15 protein-coding genes and 1 pseudogene are annotated in these 24852 nt (G+C 66.1%); 1 reads left to right on the top strand and 15 read right to left on the bottom strand.

Annotated features, from left to right (window positions below; translation table 11 throughout):
* Positions 1-2: 2 nt before the first annotated feature.
* From WS57_RS15475 to WS57_RS15445, 7 genes are all read right to left on the bottom strand, one after another.
* Entirely contained in the window at positions 3-1205 is a 1203-nt protein-coding gene (locus WS57_RS15475; protein WP_069244510.1) for a glycosyltransferase family 9 protein, read from the bottom strand.
* A complete protein-coding gene (locus WS57_RS15470) occupies positions 1202-1813 on the bottom strand; it encodes a D-glycero-alpha-D-manno-heptose-1,7-bisphosphate 7-phosphatase (protein WP_059517794.1) in 612 nt (203 codons plus the stop codon). Before WS57_RS15470 ends, WS57_RS15475 begins: the two co-directional genes overlap by 4 nt.
* Complete coding sequence (locus WS57_RS15465) at positions 1804-2523, bottom strand: SDR family oxidoreductase (protein ID WP_009692399.1); 720 nt, start codon at positions 2521-2523, stop codon at positions 1804-1806. Before WS57_RS15465 ends, WS57_RS15470 begins: the two co-directional genes overlap by 10 nt.
* A 214-nt stretch (positions 2524-2737) precedes the next feature.
* Positions 2738-3262, bottom strand: a complete 525-nt coding sequence (locus tag WS57_RS15460; protein WP_069245427.1) for a hypothetical protein — start codon at positions 3260-3262, stop codon at positions 2738-2740.
* Positions 3207-5942, bottom strand: coding sequence for an ABC transporter transmembrane domain-containing protein (locus WS57_RS15455; protein WP_069244509.1), 2736 nt, complete (start codon positions 5940-5942; stop codon positions 3207-3209). The genes WS57_RS15460 and WS57_RS15455 overlap by 56 nt, the downstream gene beginning before the upstream one ends.
* A 48-nt stretch (positions 5943-5990) precedes the next feature.
* On the bottom strand, positions 5991-6845 hold the full coding sequence (locus WS57_RS15450; protein WP_059517788.1) for a BON domain-containing protein: 855 nt from the start codon (positions 6843-6845) through the stop codon (positions 5991-5993).
* A 181-nt stretch (positions 6846-7026) separates the two neighbouring features.
* Positions 7027-7383 carry a hypothetical protein gene (locus tag WS57_RS15445; RefSeq protein ID WP_038456012.1) on the bottom strand — a complete coding sequence of 119 codons (357 nt, stop codon included), beginning with the start codon at positions 7381-7383 and terminating at the stop codon, positions 7027-7029.
* 259 nt (positions 7384-7642) lie between these two features.
* On the opposite strand from WS57_RS15445, the gene WS57_RS15440 reads away from it, so the two are divergent.
* Positions 7643-9235 (top strand): ATP-binding protein, encoded by a 1593-nt coding sequence (locus tag WS57_RS15440; protein WP_069244508.1) that lies wholly within the window; start codon positions 7643-7645, stop codon positions 9233-9235.
* Positions 9236-9238: 3 nt separating this feature from the next.
* Here the strand turns inward: WS57_RS15440 and WS57_RS15435 are convergent, their stop codons facing one another.
* The 8 genes and pseudogenes from WS57_RS15435 to WS57_RS15415 form a co-directional block, all read right to left on the bottom strand.
* Complete coding sequence (locus tag WS57_RS15435) at positions 9239-9562, bottom strand: hypothetical protein (RefSeq protein WP_059602201.1); 324 nt, start codon at positions 9560-9562, stop codon at positions 9239-9241.
* 29 nt (positions 9563-9591) lie between these two features.
* Positions 9592-10797, bottom strand: coding sequence for a zinc-dependent alcohol dehydrogenase (locus tag WS57_RS15430; protein WP_038455743.1), 1206 nt, complete (start codon positions 10795-10797; stop codon positions 9592-9594).
* Between the two features lie 362 nt (positions 10798-11159).
* A complete protein-coding gene (locus WS57_RS15425) occupies positions 11160-12899 on the bottom strand; it encodes a ShlB/FhaC/HecB family hemolysin secretion/activation protein (protein ID WP_069244507.1) in 1740 nt (579 codons plus the stop codon).
* 166 nt (positions 12900-13065) lie between these two features.
* Complete coding sequence (locus WS57_RS37095; protein ID WP_155774311.1) at positions 13066-13311, bottom strand: hypothetical protein; 246 nt, start codon at positions 13309-13311, stop codon at positions 13066-13068.
* Positions 13286-15352, bottom strand: a pseudogene (locus WS57_RS15420) (hemagglutinin repeat-containing protein); the annotation flags it as partial. The gene WS57_RS37095 and the pseudogene WS57_RS15420, both read right to left, overlap by 26 nt.
* 27 nt (positions 15353-15379) lie before the next feature.
* Positions 15380-15643, bottom strand: a complete 264-nt coding sequence (locus WS57_RS37090) for a hypothetical protein (RefSeq protein ID WP_155774310.1) — start codon at positions 15641-15643, stop codon at positions 15380-15382.
* Positions 15640-17058: a hemolysin gene (locus tag WS57_RS38380; protein ID WP_420481040.1), complete on the bottom strand. Its 1419-nt coding sequence runs from the start codon at positions 17056-17058 to the stop codon at positions 15640-15642. The genes WS57_RS37090 and WS57_RS38380 overlap by 4 nt, the downstream gene beginning before the upstream one ends.
* Positions 17055-24758 (bottom strand): hemagglutinin repeat-containing protein, encoded by a 7704-nt coding sequence (locus WS57_RS15415; RefSeq protein WP_420481039.1) that lies wholly within the window; start codon positions 24756-24758, stop codon positions 17055-17057. The genes WS57_RS38380 and WS57_RS15415 overlap by 4 nt, the downstream gene beginning before the upstream one ends.
* Between the last annotated feature and the right edge of the window lie 94 nt (positions 24759-24852).

The following is a 24852-nucleotide window of genomic DNA, read 5'->3' as shown; positions in this document are numbered from 1 at the left end:
CGTCAGCTCCTCGTGACGACGTGCGCGAACGGAATCACGTTCGACACGCCGGTTGCCGGCGACGCGTCGTGCGCCGCCGCGTGCGCGACGGCCTGCCGCGCGGTGCGCGTGCGACCGCGCAGCAGCGCCTGCGCGGCGGCGACCGCGTCGTCGACGCTCACGCCGCGCAGGCACGGATGGCCGGGCTGGTCGCACACGCTGCGATAACAGTTGCGGCACGGCACGTCGGCGTTCAGCACGCGATGCGGCACGCGCCACGGCGTATGTTGCGGATTGGTCAGCGCGTAGAGATCGACGACCGGCGTGCCGAGCGCGGCCGCGAGATGCGCGGGGCCGCTGTTGTTCGCGACCAGCAGGTCCGCCGTCTCGATCAGGGCGCCAAGCTCGCCGACCGGCAGCGCGCCGGCCAGCGGCAGCGCGCGCGGCCCGGCCCGTTCGCATACCGCCTCGACCAGCGCGCGCTCGTCGGCGCCGCCGGTCACCGCGATGCCGTCGAACTGCGGCGCGAGGCGCGCGGCGACCTCGCCGAAGCGCTCGGCCGGCCAGCGCCGCGACGCGGCGCTCGCGCCCGGATGCACGACGAGCCAGCGCCCGCAGCCGCCCGCGGCGGGCCGCCGCGCGCCGCCGAAACGCAGCAGCGCGGCGCGCAGCCGCGCCTGGATCGCGCGGCGCGCCGCGTCGCCGGGTTCGAACGCCATCCGCCAGTCGGCCGTCTTCGCGCCGATGGTGCGCACCAGCGCGAGCTGCCGCGCCACCTCGTGCCGCACCTGCGTTTCAGGCTCGCGCTCCGGCACGCGATCGGTCAGCAGCTGGTAGGGATTCTCGCGACAATGCGCGAGCCGCAGCGGAATGCCCGCGAGCCAGCACATCATCGCCGCCGGCAGCGGGTTCTGGCTGTAGACGGTGAAGATCACCGCCGCATCGAAGCGCGCGGCCAGCAGCCGGTCAATCATGTCGAGATCGACGACCGGATCGCCGCGCCGGTCCGGATGCCGGACCCACGGCGCATCGTAGGCCCACACGTCGTCGACCATCGGCAGGTGTCCGGCGAGTGCCGCACCGGTGCCCGAGGTCAGCAGCGTGAGCCGTCGTTCGCTGCTGCCGTCCTTCAGCGCGCGCAGCGCGGGCGTGGTCATCAGCACGTCGCCGAGGTTGTCGAGCCGCACGCAGAGGATGCGGCGCGCGCGATCCCAGGCGGCGCTCATTGCCGCACCCGCGAGCCGTGCCGGCGCGCGGTTTCGCGCGCGACGACGTCGATGGCGAGATCGAGCCGGTCGACGACATAGTGCGGCGTGCGCGCCGCATCGATCCGCCACTCGGTCTCGTGCCCGCGGTCGACGAGTATCGTCCGGCACTGCGCGGCGCGGCCGGCCTCGATGTCGTCGAGGATGTCGCCGATCATCCAGCTCGCCTCGGCCGCGACGCCGAGCGCGGCGCATGCGCGCCGCAGCATGCCGGGCCGCGGCTTGCGGCACAGGCAGTCGCAGGTGTAGTGCGGCACCGTGCCGTTCGGGTGATGGGGACAATAAAAAAAATCCGCCAGCGCTGCGCCGTTCGCTTCGAACAGTTCGGCGAGACGCTGACGGACCGCGCCAAGCTGGTTTTCGGTAAAGCGGCCGAACGCGACGCCCGGCTGGTTCGACACGACCGCGATCGGCATGCCCGTCGCGCCCAGCGTGCGCAGCGCGCGCGCCGCGCCCGGCGCGAGCCGGATCCGCGCCGGATCGACGTTGTACGGGACGTCCTCGATCAGCGTGCCGTCCTTGTCGAGCAGCACCGCGCCGCGCGGCAGCGGATCGCGCTTCAGGGCCATGACGTCTCCTTCATCGGCAGCACCATCAGTTCCGGCACGACGGTGCCCGGCGGCTGCGTGAGCACGAAGCGCACGGCGGCGGCCACATGCTCGGGCGGCTGCAGCGTGTCCTCGTCGATGTCGGGAAAGCGGTCGAGCAGGAACGGCGTGCGCATCCCGCCCGCGACGATCGCCGACACGCGCACGCCGGCCGGGCGCAGTTCCGCATGCAGCGCATGCGACAGCCCGAGCAGCCCCCACTTGGTCGCGTGATACGCGGACGCATTGGGCCATGCGCGCTTCGACGCGGTCGACGCGATATTGACGATATGGCCGCCGCCGCGCGCCTTCATCATCGGCACGACCGCATGGCACATCAGGTACGGGCCGAACAGGTTCGTCATCAGCACCTGCTGCCACGCGTCGACGCTGACGTCGTCGATCGGCGCGGTCACGTCGATCGCCGCGTTGTTGACGATCACGTCGAGATCGCCGAGCGCCTCGCGCGCATCGTGCACCGCCTGCAGCACCGAGGTCTCGTCGCGCACGTCGAGCGGCCGGCCGATCGCCTTGCCGCCATGACGCGCGAGCTGCTGCGCGACGTTCGCCGCGCGGTCGCCGTCGAGATCGGTGACGACGACGTTCGCGCCATGGCGCGCGAGCTCGTCGCAGATCGCTTCGCCGAGCCCGCGGCCGCCGCCCGTGACGAGCGCGGTACGGCCGGCGAGCATTGCCTGGGCTGGATCGTGGGTCCCGTTCACCTGCACCTCCCTGTCAGTTTCCGAAAGCTTGCGTATCGATCGACGACGCTTGTCACGACAAGCGTCAATGCAGGGAGAACAGCGAGAATCGTGCCGGCCTGTCGCAGGCCGCACCGCGTCGCGCCCGGCGGCGGCCGGCTGGCATTTTTATAAGCTGCTGTAAAAACCGGTTCGTATGCGACGTTCAGATCGCGAGCCCGTCGGGCGTCGATTGCGCGCGGTGTTTCGCGAGCGCGCGCAGGCAATGCGCGATGCAGCCGGCGAAGGCTTCGTCGAACCAGGGCTGCGCGCCCGACACGCCGACCACGATGCCGTGCAGTGCGACGGCGCCCCACAGGTTCGTGTCGCCGGCGCGCAGCCGGTACGGCTCCAGCGCCTGCACGACATGGCCGTCAAGACCCGTTTCCCACGACAGGCGCGCCTTCGCGCGCGCGTAGGCGCGATAGTCCGCGTCCCAGTCCTTCGGGTCGGGCAGCGAGAATTCGTACAGGATCGCGTCCTCGAACGCCGCGTCGCGCGGGCCGAGCGCGGGATCCATGATCACGATGTGCAGGCAGCCGCTGTCGCCGACGAAGTCGCTCTGCAACGCCGCGGACAGGCTCGGCAGCAGCAGTTCGACGGCCGCGACGGCAGCCTGGCGGTCCGCGAACGCACTACCGCTGCGGCGTTCGGTCAGCGTTTCGGGCGTCGGATTCAGAAGGTTTGCCATCGGATTCTCCGGAGGAATGGGCGAGCGCGCGCAGCGCCGCGATCAGGTCGGCCGCCACCGCGGGCTTGGTCAGATAGGCATGGAAACCCGCTTCGACCGCGCGGGCCCGGTCGTGCTCGCGCGCCCGACCGGACAGCGCGAGCGCTTCGAGCGGCGCGCGGCCTTCGCGCGGCCGCGCGGCTTCGAGCTGGCGCACGCGCGCCATCACCGTGTAGCCGTCGTCGTGGCCGTCGCCCAGTTCGATGTCGCAGACCAGCAGCGCCGGCCAGTCCGCGCGGCGCGTGCGCCACAGCATGTCGAGCAGCGCCTGGCCGGACGCGTACGCGCTGACGTCCGCGCCGGCCGCCGCCAGCAGCGCAGTCAGCGCCTCGCGCGCTTCGTCGTGGTCGTCGACGCAGGCGATGCGCAGGCCGGCAAGCGGCGCCGACGGATCCGTCGCGCCGCCGGGTTGCGCCGCCGACGGCGTCGGCGCAACCGCGCACAGCGGCAGCGCGACGTGCAATGTGACGCCCGCATCGTCGCGTTCGCGCACGACGTAGCCGCCCGCCTCCTCGATCGCGTTCTGCAGCGGTTCGAGATCGACCAGCGACAACTCGGGCGCGTCGGCGCCGGCGCTGGCGATCGTGATCCGCGCGTCCGGATCGTGCCGCGCGGTGATGACCTCGACGCGCGCACCGCCGCCCGCGTCGATGCCGGCGCTGCACAGCTCCCACACGAGGCGCCGCAGCGCCGCCGGGTCGGCCTTCACGACGAGATCCTCGTCGGCGAAATGACGGAACAGCGCCACGCCGCGCTGCGCCGCCGCGTCCGCGAGGCCGTCGAGCACCTGCGCCACCAGCGGGTTGATCCGTACCGGCTGCCGCGCGATCTTCGCTTCGGTCCGTTCGAGTTCGCGCTGCTGCGCCTGCAGCGACCACATCTGCGCGTAGACGCCGCCGCTCGCGAGCAGCTCGTCGTGCGTGCCCTGCTCGACGAGCCGGCCGTGCTCCATCACGAGGATCCGGTCCGCATCGACGATCGTCGACAACCGGTGCGCGATGATCAGGCTGGTGCGATGCTGCGCGACGCGCAGCAGCTCGCGCTGAATCGCGCGCTCCGAGCGCGTGTCGAGCGCCGAGGTCGCCTCGTCGAACACGACGATCGGCGGCGCCTTCAGCAGCGCGCGCGCGATCGCGACACGCTGGCGCTCGCCGCCCGACAGGCGCACGCCGCGCTCGCCGACGCGCGTGTCGTACGCATCGGGCAGCCGCTCGATGAACGCGTCGAGCTGCGCGCCGCGCGCGGCCGCGACGACCTCCGCGCGGGTCGCGTCGCGCTTGCCGTACGCGATGTTGTACGCGAGCGTGTCGTTGAACAGGATGGTGTCCTGCGGCACGATGCCGAGCGCGTCGCGCAGGCTGCGTTCGGTGACGAGGCGCAGGTCCTGGCCGTCGATGCGGATCATGCCCGCGTCGGGCTGGTACAGCCGGAACAACAGCCGGGCAAGCGTCGACTTGCCCGAACCGCTGCCGCCGACCACCGCGACCGACTGGCCCGGCTCGATGCGAAACGACACGTCCCAGAGGATCGGCCGGCTCGGCTCGTAGCTGAAGTCGACATGGTCGAACTCGATCGCGCCGCCGCGCACGACGAGCGGCTGCGCGCCCGGCGCGTCGCCGTCCTCGCCCGGCTTGCCGCGCGCGTCGAGCAGCCCGAACAGCCGCTCGATGTTGGTCATCGCGTCGTTCGCCTCGCGGAACACGAAACCGAGCGCGTTCAGCGGCAGGCTGATCTGGATGATGTACGCGTTGATCAGCACGAGGTCGCCGACCGTCATCGCGCCGGTCGCGACGCGCTGGCCGGCGAGCAGCATCACGGCCGCGATGCCCGCGCCGATGCAGGCGCTCTGGCCGATGTGCAGCGTCGAGAGCGCGTACTGGTTGTCGACGCCGGCCTCGCGCCACGCGTCGAGCACGCGGCCGAGCCGGTCGCGCTCGACGTCCTCGCGCGCGAAGTACTTGACGGTGTCGACGTTCAGCAGGCTGTCGACGACCCGCGCGTTCGACTCGGCCTCCAGCGCGTTCATGCGGCGCTGCACACGCATCCGCCGGCGCGTGAACACGACCGTATACGCCGCGTAGACGCCGAACGTGATGAAGATGATCGCGGCGAAGCCGCCGCCGTACTTGCTGATCACGATGACCAGCACCGAGCCGATCTCGATCGCGGTCGGCACCACCGTGAACACCGCGACGCCGAGCAGGTAGCCGATGCCGGCCGTGCCCTTCTCGAGGTCGCGCACCACCGCGCCGGTCTCGCGCTGCGAATGGAAGCGCGCGCCGAGCCGGTGCAGGTGGCCGAAAGTGCGCACGGTGAAGGCCGCCACCGTATGTTGCGTGACCTGCACGAAGGTCATGTCGCGCACTTCGTTCAATGCATTCGACGCGAAGCGCACGACCGCGTATGCGAACAGCAGCAGCACCGGCAGCGCGACCGGCTGGCCGGCCGCGCGCCCGAGATCGTCGACGATGTCCCTGAGCAGCAGCGGCACCGACACCGCCGCCGCCTTCGCGAGCACCAGCAGCACGAGCGCCGCCAGCACGCGCGCGCGATAACGCCAGATCGCGCGCCACAGTTCCAGCGCGATCCTCGGCCGCAGGCCGCGCACCTTGCGCCGTGCGGCGCCGGTTGCCGGTGTCATGCGCGCAATGCGTTCCGTGACGGTGGATTCATCCGGCGCCTCGCGCGGTCAATGACGCGATTCGCTGCCGCTCGGCGTGCCCGGCTCCGGGTCGCTCGCGGCCGGCTGGGTCGGCGTGACGGTTCGCTGCGCGGGATGCAGCACCATGCCGGTGTCGCGCTCGTCTTCGCGGCGCACGCGCACGCGATTGTCGACGTCGCGCACGCCGAGGCAGTCGTCGGCGAGGTCCTCGATGCCGTGCTTCATCCAGCGCGCCGGCACGGTGCCGTCGAGTGTGACGCAGCCTTCCTGCACCTGCACGCTCACGTCGCTGACGTCGATCTCGAGTGCATGCGCGAGGCGCTCGCACACGTCCTCGCGAATCCGTTCGTCGGAGCGCGTATAGCCCTTCGGCCCGCGGCGACGGCGCAGCGCTTCGCGTTCGGCGTCGCTGCCGAAGCGCGACAGGTCGGGCGCGCGGCCGCCGCGTGGATCGTCGTAGACTGGTTCGCCGCCATACCGGCCGAGCCGGAAGTGGCCGCGGAAGCCGGGGTGGTCCTCGCCCTGCCGGCCTTCGTCGTCGCGGCGGCCGGGCTGGCCGTAGCCGCGCTCGGCCTCGTACGCCGTCTGCCGGGGGCCGCCGGGCCCGCCCGGCCCGCCGCGCCACTCGGCGCGCGCGCTGCGACGCCCGCGCTCGGCTTCCGGGCGCGCCGAGCGTTCGCTCCATTCGCTGCCCCAGTCTTCCGGGCCGACATCCTCGCGCGCGAAGCGGTACGCGGTGTCGTCGCCGCGCTCTTCCGGCAGCAGCGAATCGTCGTCCGGCATCCCGCGCTCGCCGGCGCCCCGGTACGCGCGTTCGTTGCGTTCCTGCCAGTCGGGCGGGCCGCGCCGTTCTGCCGGCCGTCCGGGATATCGTCGTTGCATCGTGTCTCTCCTTGGTCACGTGTGCGCCGCGCACAGCCCCATGCCGCTGCGCGGACTGCGCCCCGCGACGCCCGCGCAATCCGCATGCCGGTCGGCCGGCACGCGTCGACGCGCGCGTCGCGCGGGGGCCGTGCCGATCTGCAACGTCATTGCAGTTTTTGCGTGCGGCGCCTGCGGGTGTTCATGCACCGCCGCCCGGGTCGGTTTCATCGCTTTCGCCAGTGTCGGGCGCCTCGCGCAGCCGTTCGGTGCGGTCGGGCTCGATGTCGGCGGCGTCCTCGAGCGTCGCGTCGCCGTCGGCGGATGCGCGCTCGCCGGTGCCGGCGCGATCGGTATCGGTGTCGAGCGCGGCGTCGCCGCGTTCGAGCGCGTGCTCGTCGAGCGGCGTATCGACGTCGAATACATGGCGCCGCGCGCCGGCCGTGTCGCTGCCGCTGTCCGACGAGTCGCTCGGGCCGAGCGCGCGGCCGTCGCGGCCGCGGCTCGCGTTCTCGTCGTCCGGGCCGGCCGGCTCGTTGTCGGGGTTCAATGTGCTCATGTCGGGCTCCTCGCATCGGGTTGCATCGCCCGTCGCGCGCGGCCGGGCGGCCGGGCCGGCGGACGGCGTCACGCTGTTGCACCGCAATCGGCGTGCCAGCGGCAGCCCGTGGCGGCGGCACGGACAATGCGCACCCATTGCTCAGCGGAATCGACATCCTTTATGCTTCCGGGGTGCCGATCCGGTTTTTCTATCGCCGCGCCCGCTCCGCCGGGGCCCGGCCGAGCGCGACTCTGCGTTCACCTGTGTGTCGCATCCCATGACGAAAGACGCCACCGACCCTCAGAAGCCCCCGCTGTTGCCGCTGCAGGCCGACGCGCGCGACCTGCAGCACCGTTTCGCCGAGTTCCGTTTCCAGACTGTGGTCGGTTCGATCACCGACTACGCGGTATTCATGCTCGATCCGCAAGGCTACGTCGCGACGTGGAACGCGGGCGCGGAGCGCATCAAGGGCTATCGGGCCGACGAGATCGTCGGCCGCAATTTCTCGCGCTTCTACCCGCCCGACGCGGTCGCGGCAGGCCGCCCGGCGTACGGGCTCGCCCAGGCCGCCGCGCACGGCCATTTCGACGACGAAGGCTTTCGCGTGCGCAAGGACGGCTCGCTGTTCTGGGCGAGCGTCACGATCACCGCCGTGCGCGATGCCGCGAACCAGCTGTGCGGGTTCATCAAGATCACGCGCGACATGACCGACCGCCGGCGGCTCGAGGAGCTCGAAGCGTCGACGCACCGACTCAGCGTGTTCATCGCGATGCTCGCGCACGAGCTGCGCAATCATCTCGCGCCGCTGCGCAACTCCGTCGGCGTGCTGCAAAGCCTGCCCGATCCCGCGCCGACGCTCGTGCAATGCCGCGACGCGGTGGACCGGCAGGTCGCACAGCTCACGCGTCTCGTCGACGACCTGCTCGACGTCGGGCGCATCACGGCCGGCAAGGTCGAACTCGAGGATCGGCCGCTTACCGTGCGCGACCTCGTCTGTCGCGGCGTCGAGAGCGTCCAGCCGAAACTGGCCGCCCGCGAGCAGCAGATCAGCATCGACCTGCCGCCGGAACCGGTGACGCTGCGCGGCGACGATGCGCGACTCGTCCAGGTGCTGCACAACCTGCTCGACAACGCGTCGAAGTTCTCGCCGCGCGGCGGACGGATCGACATCGGTGCACGCGTCGAGGGCACATTCGTCGCGATCCGCGTCGCCGACCGCGGCGTGGGCATTGCGCCCGGCGCGCTCGAATCGATCTTCGACCTGTTCGAACAGGAAAGCGTGCCCGGCCGCCACCCGTCCGACGGCTTCGGGCTCGGCCTCGCGATCTGCCGGTCGTTCGTCGAACTGCACGGCGGCATGATCTCGGCCGAAAGCGGCGGGCCGGGACAGGGCGCGACGTTCACGGTGCGACTGCCGGTCGAGCGCGCCGCGCCGGCCGCTGCCCCCGCGCCGCGCGCGAAGGCCGGCACGCCGCCGGCCGCCGCGCCGCTGCGGATCGTCGTCGTGGACGACAACCACGATTCGGCCGACACGCTCGCCGTGCTGCTGCAGTTGAAGGGCCATGCGCCGCGCGTTGCGTACAGCGCGAACGACGCACTGGCGCTGGCGCGCGACTACGTGCCTCATCTGATGCTGGTCGACCTGACGATGCCCGACATCGACGGCTTCGCGCTGCTGCGCGCGCTGCGTGCGATCGACGTGCTGGCCGACACGATGTGCGTCGCGCTGTCCGGCCACGCGCGGGAATCGGACCGCGCGCACAGCGAACGCGCCGGCTTCGACGACCATGTCGCCAAGCCGATCGAGATGCCGGTGCTCGACGCACTGCTGCAACGCGCCGAGCGCCGCCACGCGCAGGACGACGCCTGAGCGCTACGCCATCGCGCGGCACATGGCCGCGCACGCGTCGCAGGCGAGCGCGCTGCGGCGGCAACGGTCGTGCGCATGGCGCCGGCATTCCGCGCCGCACAGCTCGCACGCATGCGCGCACAGCCCGCACACGTGCGGCGCCAGTGCGCTGCGGCGCGCCATCGCGGCCGACGCGAAGCGGCACAGCTGCGCGCAGTCGATGCAGAGCGCGATGCAGGTCGCAAGCGCACGCGCGTCGGAATCGGCCAGGCAAGCGGCCGCGCAGGTATCGCACGCGTGCGCGCATGCATCGCACGCCGCCATGCAGTTGTCGTAGGGTTCGTTCATTGTGTTGAGCCTCGTTTCGGTTCGTTTCGTCAGGGTTCCAGTTTCACTTTCATCCAGCCCGGCTCGCGCACGTCGAACGCGCGATACGCATCGATCGCGTTCGTCAGCGGCTCGCGCCGCGTCAGCACCGACAGCGGATCGAACGCGCCGCTGCGCACCAGTTCGATGAGCGGCGGAATGATCGTGCGGTGATTGCAGTTGCCCATTTTGATCGTCAGGTTGCGGTTCATCGCTTCGCCGATCGGGAACACGCGCGCCTGGGGCGGATAGACGCCGATCACCGCCACCGTGCCGGCCTTGGCGACCGCGCGCACGGCCCACTGCAGCACCTGCGACGGGCCGTCGCCCGGCACCCAGTAGCGGCCGTCCGGCTTGCGGCGCGGCGCGATCGCGTCGACTTCCGCATCGAACGCGCGCGCGGCATCGCGATCGGCCGCAGCCGGACCGTGCGTCGCGCGCATTGCATCGACGCCCACCGCGTCGATCACGCGATCGACGCCGATGCCGCCGGTCAGGCGCAGCACGGTGTCGACCGGGTCGTCCTCGGAGAAATCGACGCTCTCCGCGCCCTGCGCGCAGGCCATCTCGAGACGCGACGCGATCCGGTCGACCGCAATCACGCGCCCTGCCCCCATCAGCTTCGCGCTCGCGATCGCGAACTGGCCGACCGGGCCCGCGCCGAACACGGCCACCGTGTCGCCGGGCTTGACTTCCGCGAGCTGCGCGCCGAAATAGCCGGTCGGGAAGATGTCGGACATCAGGATCGCGCGGTCGTCGTCGACCTCGTCGGGCAGCCGGATCAGGCTTGCATTCGCAAGCGGCGTGCGCGCGTATTCGGCCTGCAGGCCGTCGAACGGCCCCGTATCGGCCGGACCGCCGAAAAAGGCGGTGCCGGCGCGCGGGCCGCCGGGGTTGGCGACGTCGCACTGCGCGGTATAGCCGGCGCGGCAATAGACGCAATGACCGCACGCGATCGTCGACGGGATCAGCACGCGATCGCCGCGCCGCAGGTTGCGCACGTCGCGCCCGACGGCCTCGACGAGGCCGACGCCTTCGTGGCCGAGAATCGTGCCCGGCTTCATGCCGCCGAGCGTGCCGCGCACCATGTGCAGGTCGGTGCCGCAGATCGCGCTGGCCGTGAGGCGCACCACCGCGTCGGTCGCCTCGGCGACCTCCGGATCGGGAACGGTATCGATGCGGATGTCGCCGATGCCGTGAAATACGACTGCTTTCATGTCGGACCCTCCTTGTCGAAAGCGGGACGGTGGGTGTGACCGTCGTGGGAGGGGCGAGCAAGGGGCGAGCCTGGGGAGTGTGTGGTGAGCGGGGTTTGGGAATGGAGATGGGAGGGTTTCGGGCGGGCGGGCATCGAACGTGCGGCGCATGAAGGCGCGAGGCAAGAGCGAGACTCCTGTCGCGGGAAAGACGGTCGGTGCGCGGAAACGTGGATTCAGGTCGTCAACGACGCTTGTCCAAGCCGGTCGGGACCTGTCCGTGACTTCGTGGGCGAGGCATATCGTGGGGCGTAAAAGTCATCGATGTGCCAATGCAGCAGCGAGCCAGTTGTCATGCGCAACCGCCGTCGAATTGCTCGTCGTCAGAACTGCGCCGTGACCTGAAAACCAACCGTGACACGCGCCGTCGGGAACCCGGACGGCTTGTAGATCGGCGTGCCGGCAAAGAAATCGTAGGCGTAGGCACCGAAGCGCGTCGCGACGCTGCCCTTGACGCCAATCACTGCGCCTGCGAGTTGCGTGCCGACCAAAGTAACCGGTTGCGGGCCCCACACGCGGCCGTAGTCGATGCCGGCATAGACGGCCTGCCCGGTTTGGCCGATCGGCGCCTGCAGTTCGTTGCGCCAGTAGAAGCCGCGCGCCGCCGCGAGCATCGTCTCGCCGTCGAAGCCGCGTACCGTGTAGCGGCTGCCGATCGTCAGGTCGTCGATGTAGTACAGCGTGTTGCCGGTGTATTGGCCGTGAAACGTGGTGACGTATCGGAACGGCTGCTGCGCGATCGAGAACGGCACCGACAGGTTCGCGTCGAGCACGGCCATCTTGTAGCGATAGGTCTGGTCTCCATTCGCCGCGGGAATATCGTCCTGCGCGCCGAACGCACCGATGCCCTGCCGATACGCAAGCGCGCCGTCGAACTGTGCATTGCCGAAATAGTGTCGATCGGTCAGGCCGAGCTCGACGAACGTGTTGTTGCGGCGCTGCTGCGGGATTTCCGTGTCTTCGATGAAGCTTTGTCCGAAACGACGCGACAGCCTGAACTGCGCACCGAACACGTCGTTCTGGCTGCGCGACAGCACGCGGTTCAGCTTGAAATCCACCGTTTTCGAGTTGCCGCTGGCGACGAACGTCTGGTTCACGCCGGCGATCTGCTGGTAGTAGGTGTTCGTGTACGCTGAAAGCGTCGCGGTCCAGTAGCCCCACGGGATCGAATAGAAGCCGTTCCAGCCATGCGAGCCCAGGCGCTTGTCGCCGAACTCGAGATCCTGGCTCACGCCGATGTTGAAGAGGTCGTTCAGCCCGAGCGGGTTGTCGATGCCGAGCGACAGGTTGCCCTGCAGCCTGCCGGTCGCGCGCGTGCCGGAGTTGTCGATCGACGCGACCACCGTCCATGGCTTGCCGCGCTTCACGTCGAGCACGACGTCGCTCTCGCCGGGCACGTCGGCCGGCACGATCTGCATCGACACGTCCTGGCTCGACACGCGTTTCATCTGCTCGAGGCCCTGTTCGAGATCGCGCAGGTTCAGCAGTTCGCCGTCGCCGGTCGGGAAGGCTGTTTTCCAGGCGCCGCGGAGCTTTTCGTCGGCGAAGCGCACGTGACGGATTACGCCGGGGATCAGCGAAAACTTGAGGGTGCCGGTCGACAGATCCTGTTCGGGAAGCAGCACGCGCGTCGTGACGTACCCGCGCGCCAGGATCGCTTGCGACAGGCCCTTGACCAGCACGTCGAGCCCTTGTTTGCCGATACACTGGCCGGCATAGTGCGCGAGCCATTCGCGCGCGAAGGCGAATCGATCCATCGGCAACGCCGACGCGCCTTGCGATTTGACGGAGGCGGGCAGCACATCGGGCACGTCGAGTGCGAAACGCTCAATCTGAAAGCACGGCGTTTCGGACGGCAGCGCTGGATACCCTGCGCTCGCCATCACGCTCGAACGCACCCCGGGCGCGGTGACGGTCCGTTCGCGCTCGCGTGCCTCTTCTTGTTGTCGGGATTGCTGGTAGTTGCCCGGAACGGTCAGGCGCGGAGCTTCTTGCGCCGACACACTGGTCGCGATAAACAGCAGTGCTGCCGCAGCAGAATTCCCCCGGCGAATAGTTCTCATGTCTTTTTCTAGATATGCGATCGTGTACTACGGCTGAGACGTGCCTGCTATCAATGCATCACTACAATTGATTTGCGTGCAATCTTCTTCCGGTCCGTCCCGATTGATATACACAACAAAACCGTGCAAATGCCGATTGAATCGAATTTCACAATGGCATCATGAATCATTTTTTTCGCACAAAATCCACCGTTGCGAAAACGCAAAAAACAAGCCCCAACAGTATGCCATTCACTAAAACGAATCTCGTATCGTTGCCCGCCCACAAGAAACCACCACCGTAAAAATAGGCCACAAAAATCATTACAAATACCTTGATGGAGGCAAAGCACAGAAACGACAGCAAGAAAGAAGCTAAATATAAGGCAATCAATCTAAGCATTTCTTCATTTCCCAATCCGAGATTTGGCATCGTTTATCGCTTTCGTTCCTGCCTCAGCGCCGGCAGCCCCCCCTATACCGGCACCAATTGCAGGAACATTGTTCGGATTGAACAGATTTTGTCCTGATGATCCCGCCCAAACACCAGTCCCGGACCACCCAAAACTACTTATCCCGGACTTCGACAACGCGGAAATTAGATTTTGCATGGCGAGTCCCGTACCATAACCGATAGCCGCCGCTCCCGCGTTCACCGCTGCACCGGTTGCAATGCTATCGTGTTTGCCAGAGATTGCATTATTAGTGACGGTATCAAGAGCACCTGTCACTGCGTTTATTACGACATTCCCAAAGAATTTGGTGTAAGTGCCAGATCCACCGGCCAATGCCGCATACCCAACATCGACGGGATTCACTGTGCCATTCTGGATGTATTGCGATGTCGCGTTTACACTGCCAGTTAGGATGCCAATCCCAATAGGCGACGCCCACGCGCTGGACCCCAAAGCTCCGGTCGAACCAAAAATTGGCGCGCCAGGGATCGCGGCTAACCCGGCAGCAATCTCTGGTGCCAGTCCGGCAGTTACCAACCCGCCGGCAATGACGAGGCCGGCCTTTGGATTAGCCACCGCGCCAGGCAACGCTCTCTGCTCCGGCGTCAGCGAACCATCCTTGTTCCCAGACAAGAACGGACTGTTGTACTCTGCCGACGTCGCATGGAACAGCCCGCCACCATTCTGACTGATATAGGCCACCGCGGTTGCGTCCCCTCCCGGCCCCTTGCTTGCCGCTGCATCCACCAAACGATAGCCGTTTGCCAGCAACATATTCTGCGCCTGATCCGCGGTGAGTGATTTACCGGTTTTTTCTTCGTAGAACTTCGCGAAGTCCTTCGCCTTATCCTTTGCCCACTGCCGCTCATCCGGATGCAACTGCCGATTAAACCGATCAACGTTGTACCCCGAGAACGCCCCCGATTCCCCACCCACAGCCGCACCAGCCCCCGTCGCAAGCGCGTTCGCCACGATATTACCCAGTGCCTGATTCATATTGGCGTTGCCGGTCGGATCGCTGCCTGCGATCGCGCTGCTCAGTTCGTTCAGCTTGCCTGATGCGATAGACGCAATTGCCGCACCGGCTGCGCCACCTACCGCATTACCGCCCGCCAGTCCCGTCACCAGCGCCGCGCCGGCACCTTGCATCAGCGCGCGGTTCGCTCCGCCTTCCTTCCACGCGTCGACGCCTGCCTGGTCGCCATTCTTCTCGGCTTGCCGTTTCATCTCGTCGGCATAGTCCCCGATCCGGCGCGACACCGCTTCACCAGCCGCGCTGGCCGCCGCCATCATGTCCGACTGTTTGGCCAGCAAGTTCTGCATATCCGGAAGTTTGGCGACCGTTCCGTTCGTGTTCGTCGTATCGCGGTTCAAGCTAGCGACGTCCTGCTTCTGGTTCGCCGAATCCGTGATCGTGACCGTCCCCGCGCTGACACCGCTCTTCGTCGTCGCGCTGTCGCTGCCACTGTCGTTCTGGCCGAGCATCGGCGCGGCACCACCGGCATTCTTGCCCGACGTGCTGCCGTGCGTGCTGTAGTTCATCCCGCCGTCGCCGGTCGTCGCTCCCGCGCTGAAGCCGCTCGAGCTCGCATCGTAGTGCGACTGGTTCTGGATGTCGGAGAACGACAGCGAACCCGTCATCAGCGAATTCTTCGACGCATCCGCGTCGCTCGCGATCAGGCCGCCCTTCAGATCGGTATTGCCCGTGACGTTGATATTGAAGCCGCCATCGCCCGCGTGAATCCCGGCCTGCTCGTTGACGCCCGCATAACTGCCCGTGGCATTGCCCTTGCTCTGGCTGAAGCTCGCGCTGGCACCGCCCTGGCTGATGCTGAAGCCGCCGCCCGAACTCGACTGATGGGCCGCGCTCGACAGCGTGTCTTGCACGCTGACGATATTCAGATTTCCGCCCACATCGGCATTCACCTGATTACCCTTCACGTTCGAGCCGATGATGTTCGTATCGCCGCCCGAGATGATCGTCACACCATTTGCCGCATTCACGCGGCTATTGTTCTGTGTGTCCAGGAAAATTCACGAACTTTGTCATCGCGACTTATCGAGATCGTCGTCCTCTACTTCGTAGCTCTTACGAGCTTTTCTGTAGCTGTTATCGAAAGGCTTCAAATGCAGAATGTTTGCCCGCTCCGCGTATGTTCCAACAGCTATGACAACCATTCCAAAAACAACACCTAAAAACATGACTAATCCTGACATAAAAAAATAAGACCCGGCAGCAATTGCTACGCCTCCCCCCCATAAGACAATGCGAAACCAGGGGGAAAAATTTTCGTTATGTATGATCTTCATTTTCGATTTCGAATCGCCTCGTTAAGCTTGTTGCTTGCGTTTTTAAACGTATCGGTGTTTTTGATCCAATTCCCCAGCTCAGTAAAGAAAGTACCAGCCAGCAGGTACTTGTTGGCTATTCCTCCAAGTGTCACATCCACAAAGCTGCCCGCCACGTAGGCCCCCGGATCGGGACGGGCCATCTGCGCAACGAAATCTGCAGTCCACCCGGCAACTGTCGACCCAAACGCTATGGTTTCAAAGGCCGGCGCAAGAGGTGTCGGGAGGGCGGCTCCGGTTGCTGCAGTAGCGCCGAGTCGGCCTGCATTTGACGAAACCGCCGAAGCTGCGTCTGCCGTAGTATTCTTTAGGTAATTCGCATCCGACTGATCAAACTTCGTGAATGGTCCGGTCAGCGTGAAGCTAGAACCGCTCTTGCCAGTCTGGTCGTACATGATGTTCGGCACGTCACTCTGCGCCCAGGCAGAGTTCGCAACAATGTAGCGCTGCAACTCCGAATTCGGCTCCACAGCAATTTGCGTCAATATCTGCTTACCGTCAGCCGTCGTACCGGCGTATTGCCATCTTGCCCCTGAATCGGTCGGCATCGTTCCAACCAGTGTTGCGGGCGCCCCAAATTCACGATCTCCGCCAATTGACCCGCCCATAATCCGCATTTGATCCTCAATCTGCTCCTGTGTATATCGACCTTTGCTTTTTTCCGCCAGTTGCTTCGCTAGCGTCTGTTCCTTCGCCTTGCTGTCCTCGTGTAACTGCCGGTTGAACCGATCGGCGTTGTACCCCGAGAACGCCCCCGACTCCCCACCCACTGCTCCACCCGCCACGGTCGCGAGCGCGTTCGCCACGATGTTGCCCAGCGCCTGATTCATGTTCGCGTTACCGGTCGGATCGCTACCTGCGATCGCACCGCTCAGTTCGTTCAGCTTGCCCGACGCGATCGATGCAATCGCCGCGCCGGCGGCGCCACCCACCACGTTACCGCCGGCCAACCCCGTCACCAGCGCCGCGCCCGCACCTTGCATCAGCGCGCGATTCTTCCCGCCTTCCTTCCACGCGTCGACACCGGCCTGATCACCGTCTCGCTGCGCTTGCTCTTTCATCTTGTCGGCATAGTCTCCGATCCGGCGCGATACCGCTTCACCCGCCGCACTGGACGCCGCCATCATGTCCGCCTGATTGCTCAGCAGATTCTGCATGTCCGGCAGTTTGGCAACCGTACCGTTCGTGTTCGTCGTATCGCGGTTCAAGCGCGCCACATCCTGCTTCTGGTTCGCTGAATCGGTGATCGTAACCGTTCCCGCGCTCACGCCGCTCTTCGTCGTCGCGCTGTCGCTGCCACTGTCGTTCTGGCCGAGCATCGGCGCGGCGCCACCGGCATTCTTGCCCGACGTGCTGCCATGTGTGCTGTAGTTCATCCCGCCGTCGCCGGTCGTCGCGCCCGCGCTGAAGCCGCTCGAGCTCGCATCGTAGTGCGACTGATTCTGGACATCCGAGAAGGACAGCGACCTGTCGTCAGCGAATTCTTCGACGCATCCGCGTCGCTCGCGATCAGCCCGTCCTTCAGGTCGGTATTGCCGGTGACGTTGATATTGAAGCCGCCATCGCCCGCGTGAATCCCGGCCTGTCCATTGACGCCCGCATAGCTGCCCGACGCGTTGCCCTTGCTCTGACTGAAGCTCGCACTGGCGCCGCCCTGACTGATGCTGAAGCCGCCGCCTGAACTCGACTGATGCGCCGCGCTCGTCAGCGTATCCTGCACGCTGACGATGTTCAGATTCCCGCCCACATCGGCGTTCACCTGATTGCCCTTCACGTTCGAGCCGATGATGTTCGTATCGCCGCCCGAGATGATCGTCACGCCGTTTGCTGCGTTCACATGGCTGTTGTTCTGCGTGGCCAGATCGCTGTTGCCATCGCCGTTGGCCTTCGACATCGCCGCGGAAATACCGAACCCGCCCGTGCCGACCGACACACCCACGCTCGCGCTCTTCGACTCGTTCGTGCTGCGCGTCGAATCGGTGTCCGTCGTATTGACGATATTGACCTGATTTTTCGCGGCCAGTATCACATCGTTTGCGTTCACGTTCGAGCCGGCGATCGTCACATTGCCGCTTCCGGGCTGCCCGTTGCCGGTCGCCGCAAACGCCACCGTCCCGCCTGCATTCACGTTCGAGCCGCGATTCGTCACGCTGTTCTCGGTGAATGCGCTGTTGCTGTGACTGCTGCCGACGCTGACTTCGACCTTGAACTGAGGCGTTTCGCCCGCCCCCAGCGCTCGAACCACATCGCCCGCAGCAACGTTCGCATCCCATGCCGCACTCGCCGCGGCCATCCCGTGCAGCGCCGCTGCCCGACCATCCTGGCTATTGCTGGACGCACGCGATTGACCAACGGCATTCGACACCGCGTCGATCACCGGCGCCTTCAGTGCCAGCGTCAGGCCGCTCTTCGAGACTTCCTGCGTTTCACCGCGATGGTTCTTGTCTTGCGCCGCGTCAATCGTCACGTTCGCGCCCGTCCCGCTGAGATTCTTCGCTGCGATCAGGTCGCTGCCCGTCACGTGCAGGTCGTTTCCAGCCGTGATGTTGAGGTTACCCTTCAGCGAACCGATCGTGCTGCCGTTGTTCGACACTTCGGTCGCCTGACTGGTCGTCTTCAGCGAACTGCTTCCGATGGACACCGACAGTCCGCCGCCCGACATCAGCCCGGATTCCTTCTTGTTGTAGTAGCTCGACGACTGCAAGGTGTCTTGCGATGTCGCAACCGTTACGTTGCGTGCCGCGGTGAGCGTCACGTCGTTCGATCCAACGATGGTGCTGCCCTGAACATTGACATCCTTCCCGCTGACGATGTTCACCCCGTCCGCTGAAACCAGACTACCCTGATTCAACGTCATGGTCTGGTCGATCCCGCTCGCGATCTTCGCACCGCTCACCACGTTGCTATGGCTATGCGTTTCGTGCGAGTTCAGCTCGTGTGTCTCGGTTGCTGCGCCGATATTCACATCGCCGGCCGCCAGCAGGTTCGCATTGCCTTTGTCGAGGCCGATCGCACTGCCGGAGAGCGTAATGTCCTTGCCCGACACAATGTTGACCGTATCGCCGCCCTTGAGCGTCGTACCGGTCAGCGCCTGATCCGACGTATGCAGCGTTTCCGCGTAGCTGCCGTGACTGTCGCTGCCGGAGCTATTGCTGTTTACCGTCGACGTCGCGCTCGCCGCGCCGAGCGTGACGTTACCTTTGGCCGCAATCGTGCCGCCCTGGCCGAGGTCGATCTGCGCGCCCTTGGCCGTCAGGTCTCCGCCGACGGCAATCAACGATTGCCCACCAACCGCTACCGAGCTGCCGGTGACCTTGTTGATGTCGGTATTCGACACGCCGTTCGCCCGCTGCACGATCTTGTGCTCGCCCGTCTGCACCGCGCCGAGATCCCAGTTGCCGCCGACGTTCATCCCGAGATTGCCGCCAACCGACAGGTTGCCCGCGTTCTGCTGGAAGTTGCCGCCAGTGACGATCGACGCATCACCCGCGACATCCAGCTTCGCGGTCGGCCCGAGCGTCGTCACCACGCTCGTCGCACCGTCGCGGCTCACGCGCGTGTTCGTCTTCGTCGCCGTATCGAGAATCAGGTCCTTGCCGGCGTCGAGCTGCAAACTGCCGGCCTTCACGTTCGCAGACGTCAGGTCGATGTTGTTCTCGGTCTTCAGCGACATCAGCCCGCCGCTTTGCAGCGCGCCGAACGCGTTGTCGATCTGCTTGCCCTGGATCGCCAGCGTGTTGTCCGCCTTGATCGTGCCGCTGTTCGTGAATGACTGCGCGTTCTGGAAGTCGATGTTCGTCGCCGAAATCAACGGCCCGTCGATATTCTGCTGGCTGGCCTTCGCGAGATACACGACCGGCACGAGCACCGATTGCCCGTCGACCACCCGCGTTTCCATCAGGATCACGTTGCTGGTCAGCCTCGACACCTGCTCGGCCGACAGGCTCGCGCCGATCGGCAGATCGAGCGACTTCGACAGATCCGCACCGGCTGCCATCAGCGACTGATACATCGTCTGCAGGTCCGTGTACGGCCCCAGCACGGCCTTGCCAGTCAGCGACGTAATCTCGTTGCGCACGAGCTGCTGCTCGTAAAAACCGTCGCCGAGACGCTTCGGGATATGCGTGAGGTCGACGCCGAGCTGACCGAAGAAGTAGTCGCTCGAAATGAAATTCTTCTGGTTCGTGAACGCCAGATTCGTTTCGATCACGTAGCTCGCATTCGGCGCTGTCGTCGGCTTGAACAAGCCGCCCTGCGGAATGGTGAGGTTGTTCAGGACGTTCAGTGCCGTCGCGCTGGCGATGATCGGATCGACCGGCGCCAACGGACCGCCGTGCACAGCCGATGCCCCCGATTTCGCACCGCTCGCGTTACCGCTCAGGTTGGTCGGGGTAAGGCCCGGTACCGACTGCCCCGGCAGCAAGCCAAGCGACGGAATGGATGCATTGCCCGCCGTGTTGTTGACGCTGACACCCGTGCCCGAAATCGTGCCGTTCGAACTCAACGTCGAGTCGTATTTCGGCAGCTTGTAATCCTTGATCGACGCCGGCGCCGCCTGGGTGTAACCACCCGGGCGCCCCGTCACGAACGGCGCGTTGCCGAACGGCAATTGCCAGTCGTGTTCCGAGTTGTCGTAGTTGTTGTAGTGATACTGGCCCGAGTAGGAAACCGACACGCCCGGCAGCTTCTGGCCGGACGCCGCCCAGCCGTCGGCGTCGTAGTTCCCTGGCATCTTGATGTCGCCGACCGCCGCGATGTTGCTCCAGTAGTTTTGCAGGGTGCCAACCGACGACGCATCGATCTTGCCGCCCGACACGATCTGGGCAGCCGGGCTGATGTCCGTTACGGTCGTCGCCGTCGCGCTGTCCGCATAGTAGGTCGTGAACTGATACGTGCTGTTCCACTGACCACCGTGAGGCGGCTCCGTGTAGACGCCGCCGATGCTGTACGGATCCTTCACGCCAACCTGGCCCGTGCGACCGCTGATCGGAATGCCGAACTGCGCGAGCGATGCCGGATCGATCTGACTGGTAGACGTCTTCATCGCGCGGCGCGTGCTCGTCACCTTGTCGGCGTGCAGCTCCATATCGCCGCCCGACTGGATCAAGGCCGACACGTTGTTGACGAGCGCCGCGTTCGTGTAGTTGCCGCTTGCGTCCTTGCCCCCTGCCAGCACGACCTTGCCCATGCCGAAGATGGCCGTCGTCGCCATCGAATCGGTCGCGGTCGTGTCGTCGCGGTTTTCGATGTCATGCGCGAGGATTTCGAGCGTACCGTTGCTGTCCGATCCGCCGATCAACGCGGTCGGTCCAAGGTTCGAGATCGTATTCGTCGCGTTGAGCGATACGCTGGCGCCGACCAGCGCCCCCGTGTTGGTCAAATCGGTCGACTGCGTACGCAGCAAGCCGCCGGCCGTCAGGGCGCCCGCGTTGACGATGTTGCCCGCATTGACGCTCAGGTCGTTAACCGACTGCAGGTTCGCGTTGTTCGTGAAAGTGCCCGGCAGCGTGAAGGCGAGATCGTGACCGACGTTGAACTGCGTGTCGGATGCAGCTGTGTAGTCGCCCTGCAGATTCACGTTGGCGTCATGCGTCGCGCTGTATGTGCCGCCGCCTTGCAGCGTGGCCGCCGCGATCGACAGGTCGTGCGTCGAGCTGATCTGGCCGTTCGTATTCGTGATCGCGCCGGTCGTCGTGACGTTCACGTCACCGTTTGAATTCGTGACGTTGCCGATCGTGCCGCCGCTGTTGTCCAAGGTGTTGCCATGAACATTTAGCGATGCGCCGCTGAGTTGACCTCCCTGCGTGTTGCTGATCGATGCTGCGCTGACCGTCACATCGCCGTTGCCGGTAATCGCGCCCATACCCGCTATGCCGCCGGCGTGGCTATTGGCGATCAGGCTGCCGCCCTGCACCGTCATCTTGCCCGCACCGAGGTCGACGATGGCGCCGTCCGCGTTGTCGATCGATGACGATTGAATCTCGAGCGTACTGGTGTCGGCGGCGGTCGATTGACCGGCCTGGACGTGGCCACCTTGGTTCGCCAGCGCGCCGCCGCTCTTCAACGACAGCGACGCGTCCGATCTCAGCAGACCCTGCGCGTTGTTCACATCGCCTGCGATGGTCGCATTGATGCCGCGTTGCGCCGCGAGGATACCGCTCGCGTTGTTCCAGGTTGCCGCGTCGACGATCGCCTGGCCCTTCGTCACGACGGTGCCCGATGCGTTGTTCAGCGCGCCGCCGCCCGCAGTGGTCCCGGTACCCGGTGCGATCGTCAGCGTGCCCGTGCCGGCGTGTGTAATGGTGCCGCCGGCGTTGTTCAAATCGGCCGGCTCGAGCGTCAGGTCCGTGCTGTTGGTCTGGATCACGCCCGAGGCCGAATTATCGAGCGTGCCGCTGACGTTGATGCCCATCGCCGACGATCCGTATTGCGTAATCGTGCCGCCGTGATTGACAAGCTTAGACGCCGTCAGTGCGAGCTGGTTGGCCTCGAGCTTGCCGCCGCTGTTGTCGAGCGTCGAGTCGGCCGTGACCGACAAATTCGGTGCGACGATCGAGCCGTCCCGGTTCGTCATCGCGCCCGTGTGAATCGTCGCGTTCGTACTCGCGCCGATCTGGCCGCCGTCGTTGGTCAGCACGCCGCTGGTCACGCTTGTATCCGTGTTCGACAACAGCTTGCCGCTCGTATTGTTCAGCGTACCGCCGACGGTTGCCGTCAGTCCGTTCTGCGCGGTGATCGAGCCCGACGTGTTGTTCAGCGTTTCGGCCTGCGCGGCGAGGCGCCCGTTGCTGGCGATCGAACCGCCCACGTTCGACACCGAGCCCGAATCGCGTCCGAGCGTCAGCGTGCCCGTGCCGGCGTGCGTAATCGTGCCGCCGTCGTTCACGAGCGCGGCAGGCGCAAGCGTCAGGTCGGCACTGTTGGTCTGCAGCGTACCGCCGCCGGAATTGTCGAGCGTGCGCGACACGTTGACCGTCATCGGGCCGGTGCCCGTCTGTGTGATCGTACCGCCGTGATTGACGAGATCCGTCGCGTTCAACGACACGTGATCGGCCTGCACGGTGCCGGCGCTGTTATCGAGCGCCGTTGCGCCGACCGTTGCCGTGTTGCCGACAATCGAACCGCCGTTGTTCGTCAACTGCGTGCCGGCATCGACCACGACGTCCCGGGCCGCCTGCAACGCGCCGCTGCCGTTATCGACCGACTGGCCCGTGACATGCAGATTCGTCCTGGACGTGATCGTCCCGCGATTGACAACGTTTGCGCCCTGGACCGAAACATCGCCGTTGCCGCCGATTACGCCACCCGGCACGTTATTCGCGGTCGTCCCCGCTGCGTTGCTCAATTGACCGCGGATCGTCACCGACAGGCCATCGGCGTTGAGGGACGTGATCCGGCCCGCCGTGTTGTCCAGCGACTCGCCGGCCACCGTCATCGCGGCCGCGCTTTGAAGGGTGCCCTGGTTGTTCGCGATGGCGCCGCCGCGCAGATCCGCCGTGCTTTCGGATACCAGTTCACCGGACTGGTTGCCGATCTGGCCCGCCACATTGACCGACAGCGGGCCTTGCGAAGAGACCTTGCCGCCCTGGTTCGACAGGCCGCCGCCGCCCAGCGTCATGCTGCTGCCGCTCGACAGGCTGCCGTGGTCGTTGATCACGGTCCCCGACGCATTCGCCTGAATGGCGCCTTGCGCGCTCGTCGTCGCGTTCGATACGTTCACGTCGCCGTCCGTCGCGGTCAGCGACAGATTGCCGTTCGCCGCCGTCTGGCTGCCTGCGAGATTCACGTGAGCGCCGGCCAGCGACGCGTTGCCGCCGGCTACGTTCCGGCCGGTTGCACTCAATTGCCCTGATGCCGTCAGGTTCAGGTCACCGCCATGCGCGACGGAACCGTCGTTGTTCACGCCCGCACCGAGCGTGCCGGTCGAGTCGACGTTACCGGCATTCACCGTCGTATTCTGCTGCGCCGCGAGCGTTCCGTCGTTCGTGAGGTCGGCGCCGGTCCTGGCCGACAGCGACTGCTGCGCGTATGTCGTGCCGCTATTCTGGATGCCGCCTGCGGCCGACATCGCCAGGTTGCCGCTCGCGGTCGTCTTGCCCGTCAGCACGAGCCGGCCGTTCGACTGCAGCATCAAATCGCCCGCCTGCGCCGCAATCGTGCCGGCATTGGCGACCCCCACGCCGTTCTCGTTGGATGCAAGGAAGATCCGGTCGCTGTACATGCCACCCAACTGACTGACGTCGATCGCGACCGGCGACGCGGGGCCGTCACCGGCGATTGGCGTCGCGGCAAGCGTGTCGTGCTTGACCTGGCTCGCGCCGGCGATCACGTTCAGATTCTTTGCGTAGACTGCCGCGTTCACCTGCACTGCGCGCGCAATCAGGTCGACCTGGTCGATATTGGCCGCATTCAGGCCGGCGCCGGCGACGGTTACGAGGCCGCGGTTGACGTTGTAGCCGGCAAGCGATCCGTCTGCCCCGTAGAACGGCACACCGGTTGTCAGCGTTGCGCGACTGGTATTGAGAAAGCCGCCGCCGTCGACAAAAATCCCGGACGGGTTGGCCAGCACGAGTTCGGCACGCGCCCCTGCGATCTCGACGGTGCCGCGGATTTGAGAGGGATTCGGGCTGTTGACCTGATTGACGATGATCCGCGCGGCCTGTCCCGCTCCGAAATTCGGGTTGCCGTTGATCCAGCCCGCCTGTTGCGTCTGAACCATCGTGGCCGAGTTGTTGAGGATCGCGCCGGCCTTTTGTACGTCGAACTGGTTGTAGGTATTGACCGATACGCCTGCGTTCGACGGACGCGCCACGTTGACCTGCGGCAGGCCGTTCGGCGTCTGGATCACTTGCGTGCCGGCGCCCGGCGTCGGGACGATCTGCGCACCCGACGGAGCGGGCAGCATACCGAGCGCGGCGACGCCCGCCGCAATCGCACACGCGCCCGACGCGGACGAACGCCGCCGCGCGCGCGTCTGCCCCGTTGCCGATTTCCCGTCGGCTGTCGCCGTTTCCCCGACAGCGACCACCATACCCCGAAGCCTGGAATACACCAGGCGATGCGCATTCTTGTTCATCCCCGTCGACGCGGCCCGCGCCCATTCGTTGGTTATTGTGCGCGAGCTTACCGACATTCTTACGAATTACTGTCAACGAATGCTAAATTGTTGA

The sequence above is a fragment of the Burkholderia pseudomultivorans genome (assembly GCF_001718415.1).
Classification (GTDB): domain Bacteria; phylum Pseudomonadota; class Gammaproteobacteria; order Burkholderiales; family Burkholderiaceae; genus Burkholderia; species Burkholderia pseudomultivorans_A.
This window is presented reverse-complemented; position numbering and strand designations above follow the sequence as displayed.

Bases quoted from the DNA above. Each gene is read 5' to 3' on its own strand.
- WS57_RS15475 (WP_069244510.1), bottom strand. From the start codon at position 1,205: ATGAGCGCCGCCTGGGATCGCGCGCGCCGCATCCTCTGCGTGCGGCTC.
- WS57_RS15470 (WP_059517794.1), bottom strand. From the start codon at position 1,813: ATGGCCCTGAAGCGCGATCCGCTGCCGCGCGGCGCGGTGCTGCTCGAC.
- WS57_RS15465 (WP_009692399.1), bottom strand. From the start codon at position 2,523: ATGCTCGCCGGCCGTACCGCGCTCGTCACGGGCGGCGGCCGCGGGCTC.
- WS57_RS15460 (WP_069245427.1), bottom strand. From the start codon at position 3,262: ATGGCAAACCTTCTGAATCCGACGCCCGAAACGCTGACCGAACGCCGC.
- WS57_RS15455 (WP_069244509.1), bottom strand. From the start codon at position 5,942: ATGACACCGGCAACCGGCGCCGCACGGCGCAAGGTGCGCGGCCTGCGG.
- WS57_RS15450 (WP_059517788.1), bottom strand. From the start codon at position 6,845: ATGCAACGACGATATCCCGGACGGCCGGCAGAACGGCGCGGCCCGCCC.
- WS57_RS15445 (WP_038456012.1), bottom strand. From the start codon at position 7,383: ATGAGCACATTGAACCCCGACAACGAGCCGGCCGGCCCGGACGACGAG.
- WS57_RS15440 (WP_069244508.1), top strand. From the start codon at position 7,643: ATGACGAAAGACGCCACCGACCCTCAGAAGCCCCCGCTGTTGCCGCTG.
- WS57_RS15435 (WP_059602201.1), bottom strand. From the start codon at position 9,562: ATGAACGAACCCTACGACAACTGCATGGCGGCGTGCGATGCATGCGCG.
- WS57_RS15430 (WP_038455743.1), bottom strand. From the start codon at position 10,797: ATGAAAGCAGTCGTATTTCACGGCATCGGCGACATCCGCATCGATACC.
- WS57_RS15425 (WP_069244507.1), bottom strand. From the start codon at position 12,899: ATGAGAACTATTCGCCGGGGGAATTCTGCTGCGGCAGCACTGCTGTTT.
- WS57_RS37095 (WP_155774311.1), bottom strand. From the start codon at position 13,311: ATGCCAAATCTCGGATTGGGAAATGAAGAAATGCTTAGATTGATTGCC.
- WS57_RS37090 (WP_155774310.1), bottom strand. From the start codon at position 15,643: ATGAAGATCATACATAACGAAAATTTTTCCCCCTGGTTTCGCATTGTC.
- WS57_RS38380 (WP_420481040.1), bottom strand. From the start codon at position 17,058: ATGAACTACAGCACACATGGCAGCACGTCGGGCAAGAATGCCGGTGGC.
- WS57_RS15415 (WP_420481039.1), bottom strand. From the start codon at position 24,758: ATGAACAAGAATGCGCATCGCCTGGTGTATTCCAGGCTTCGGGGTATG.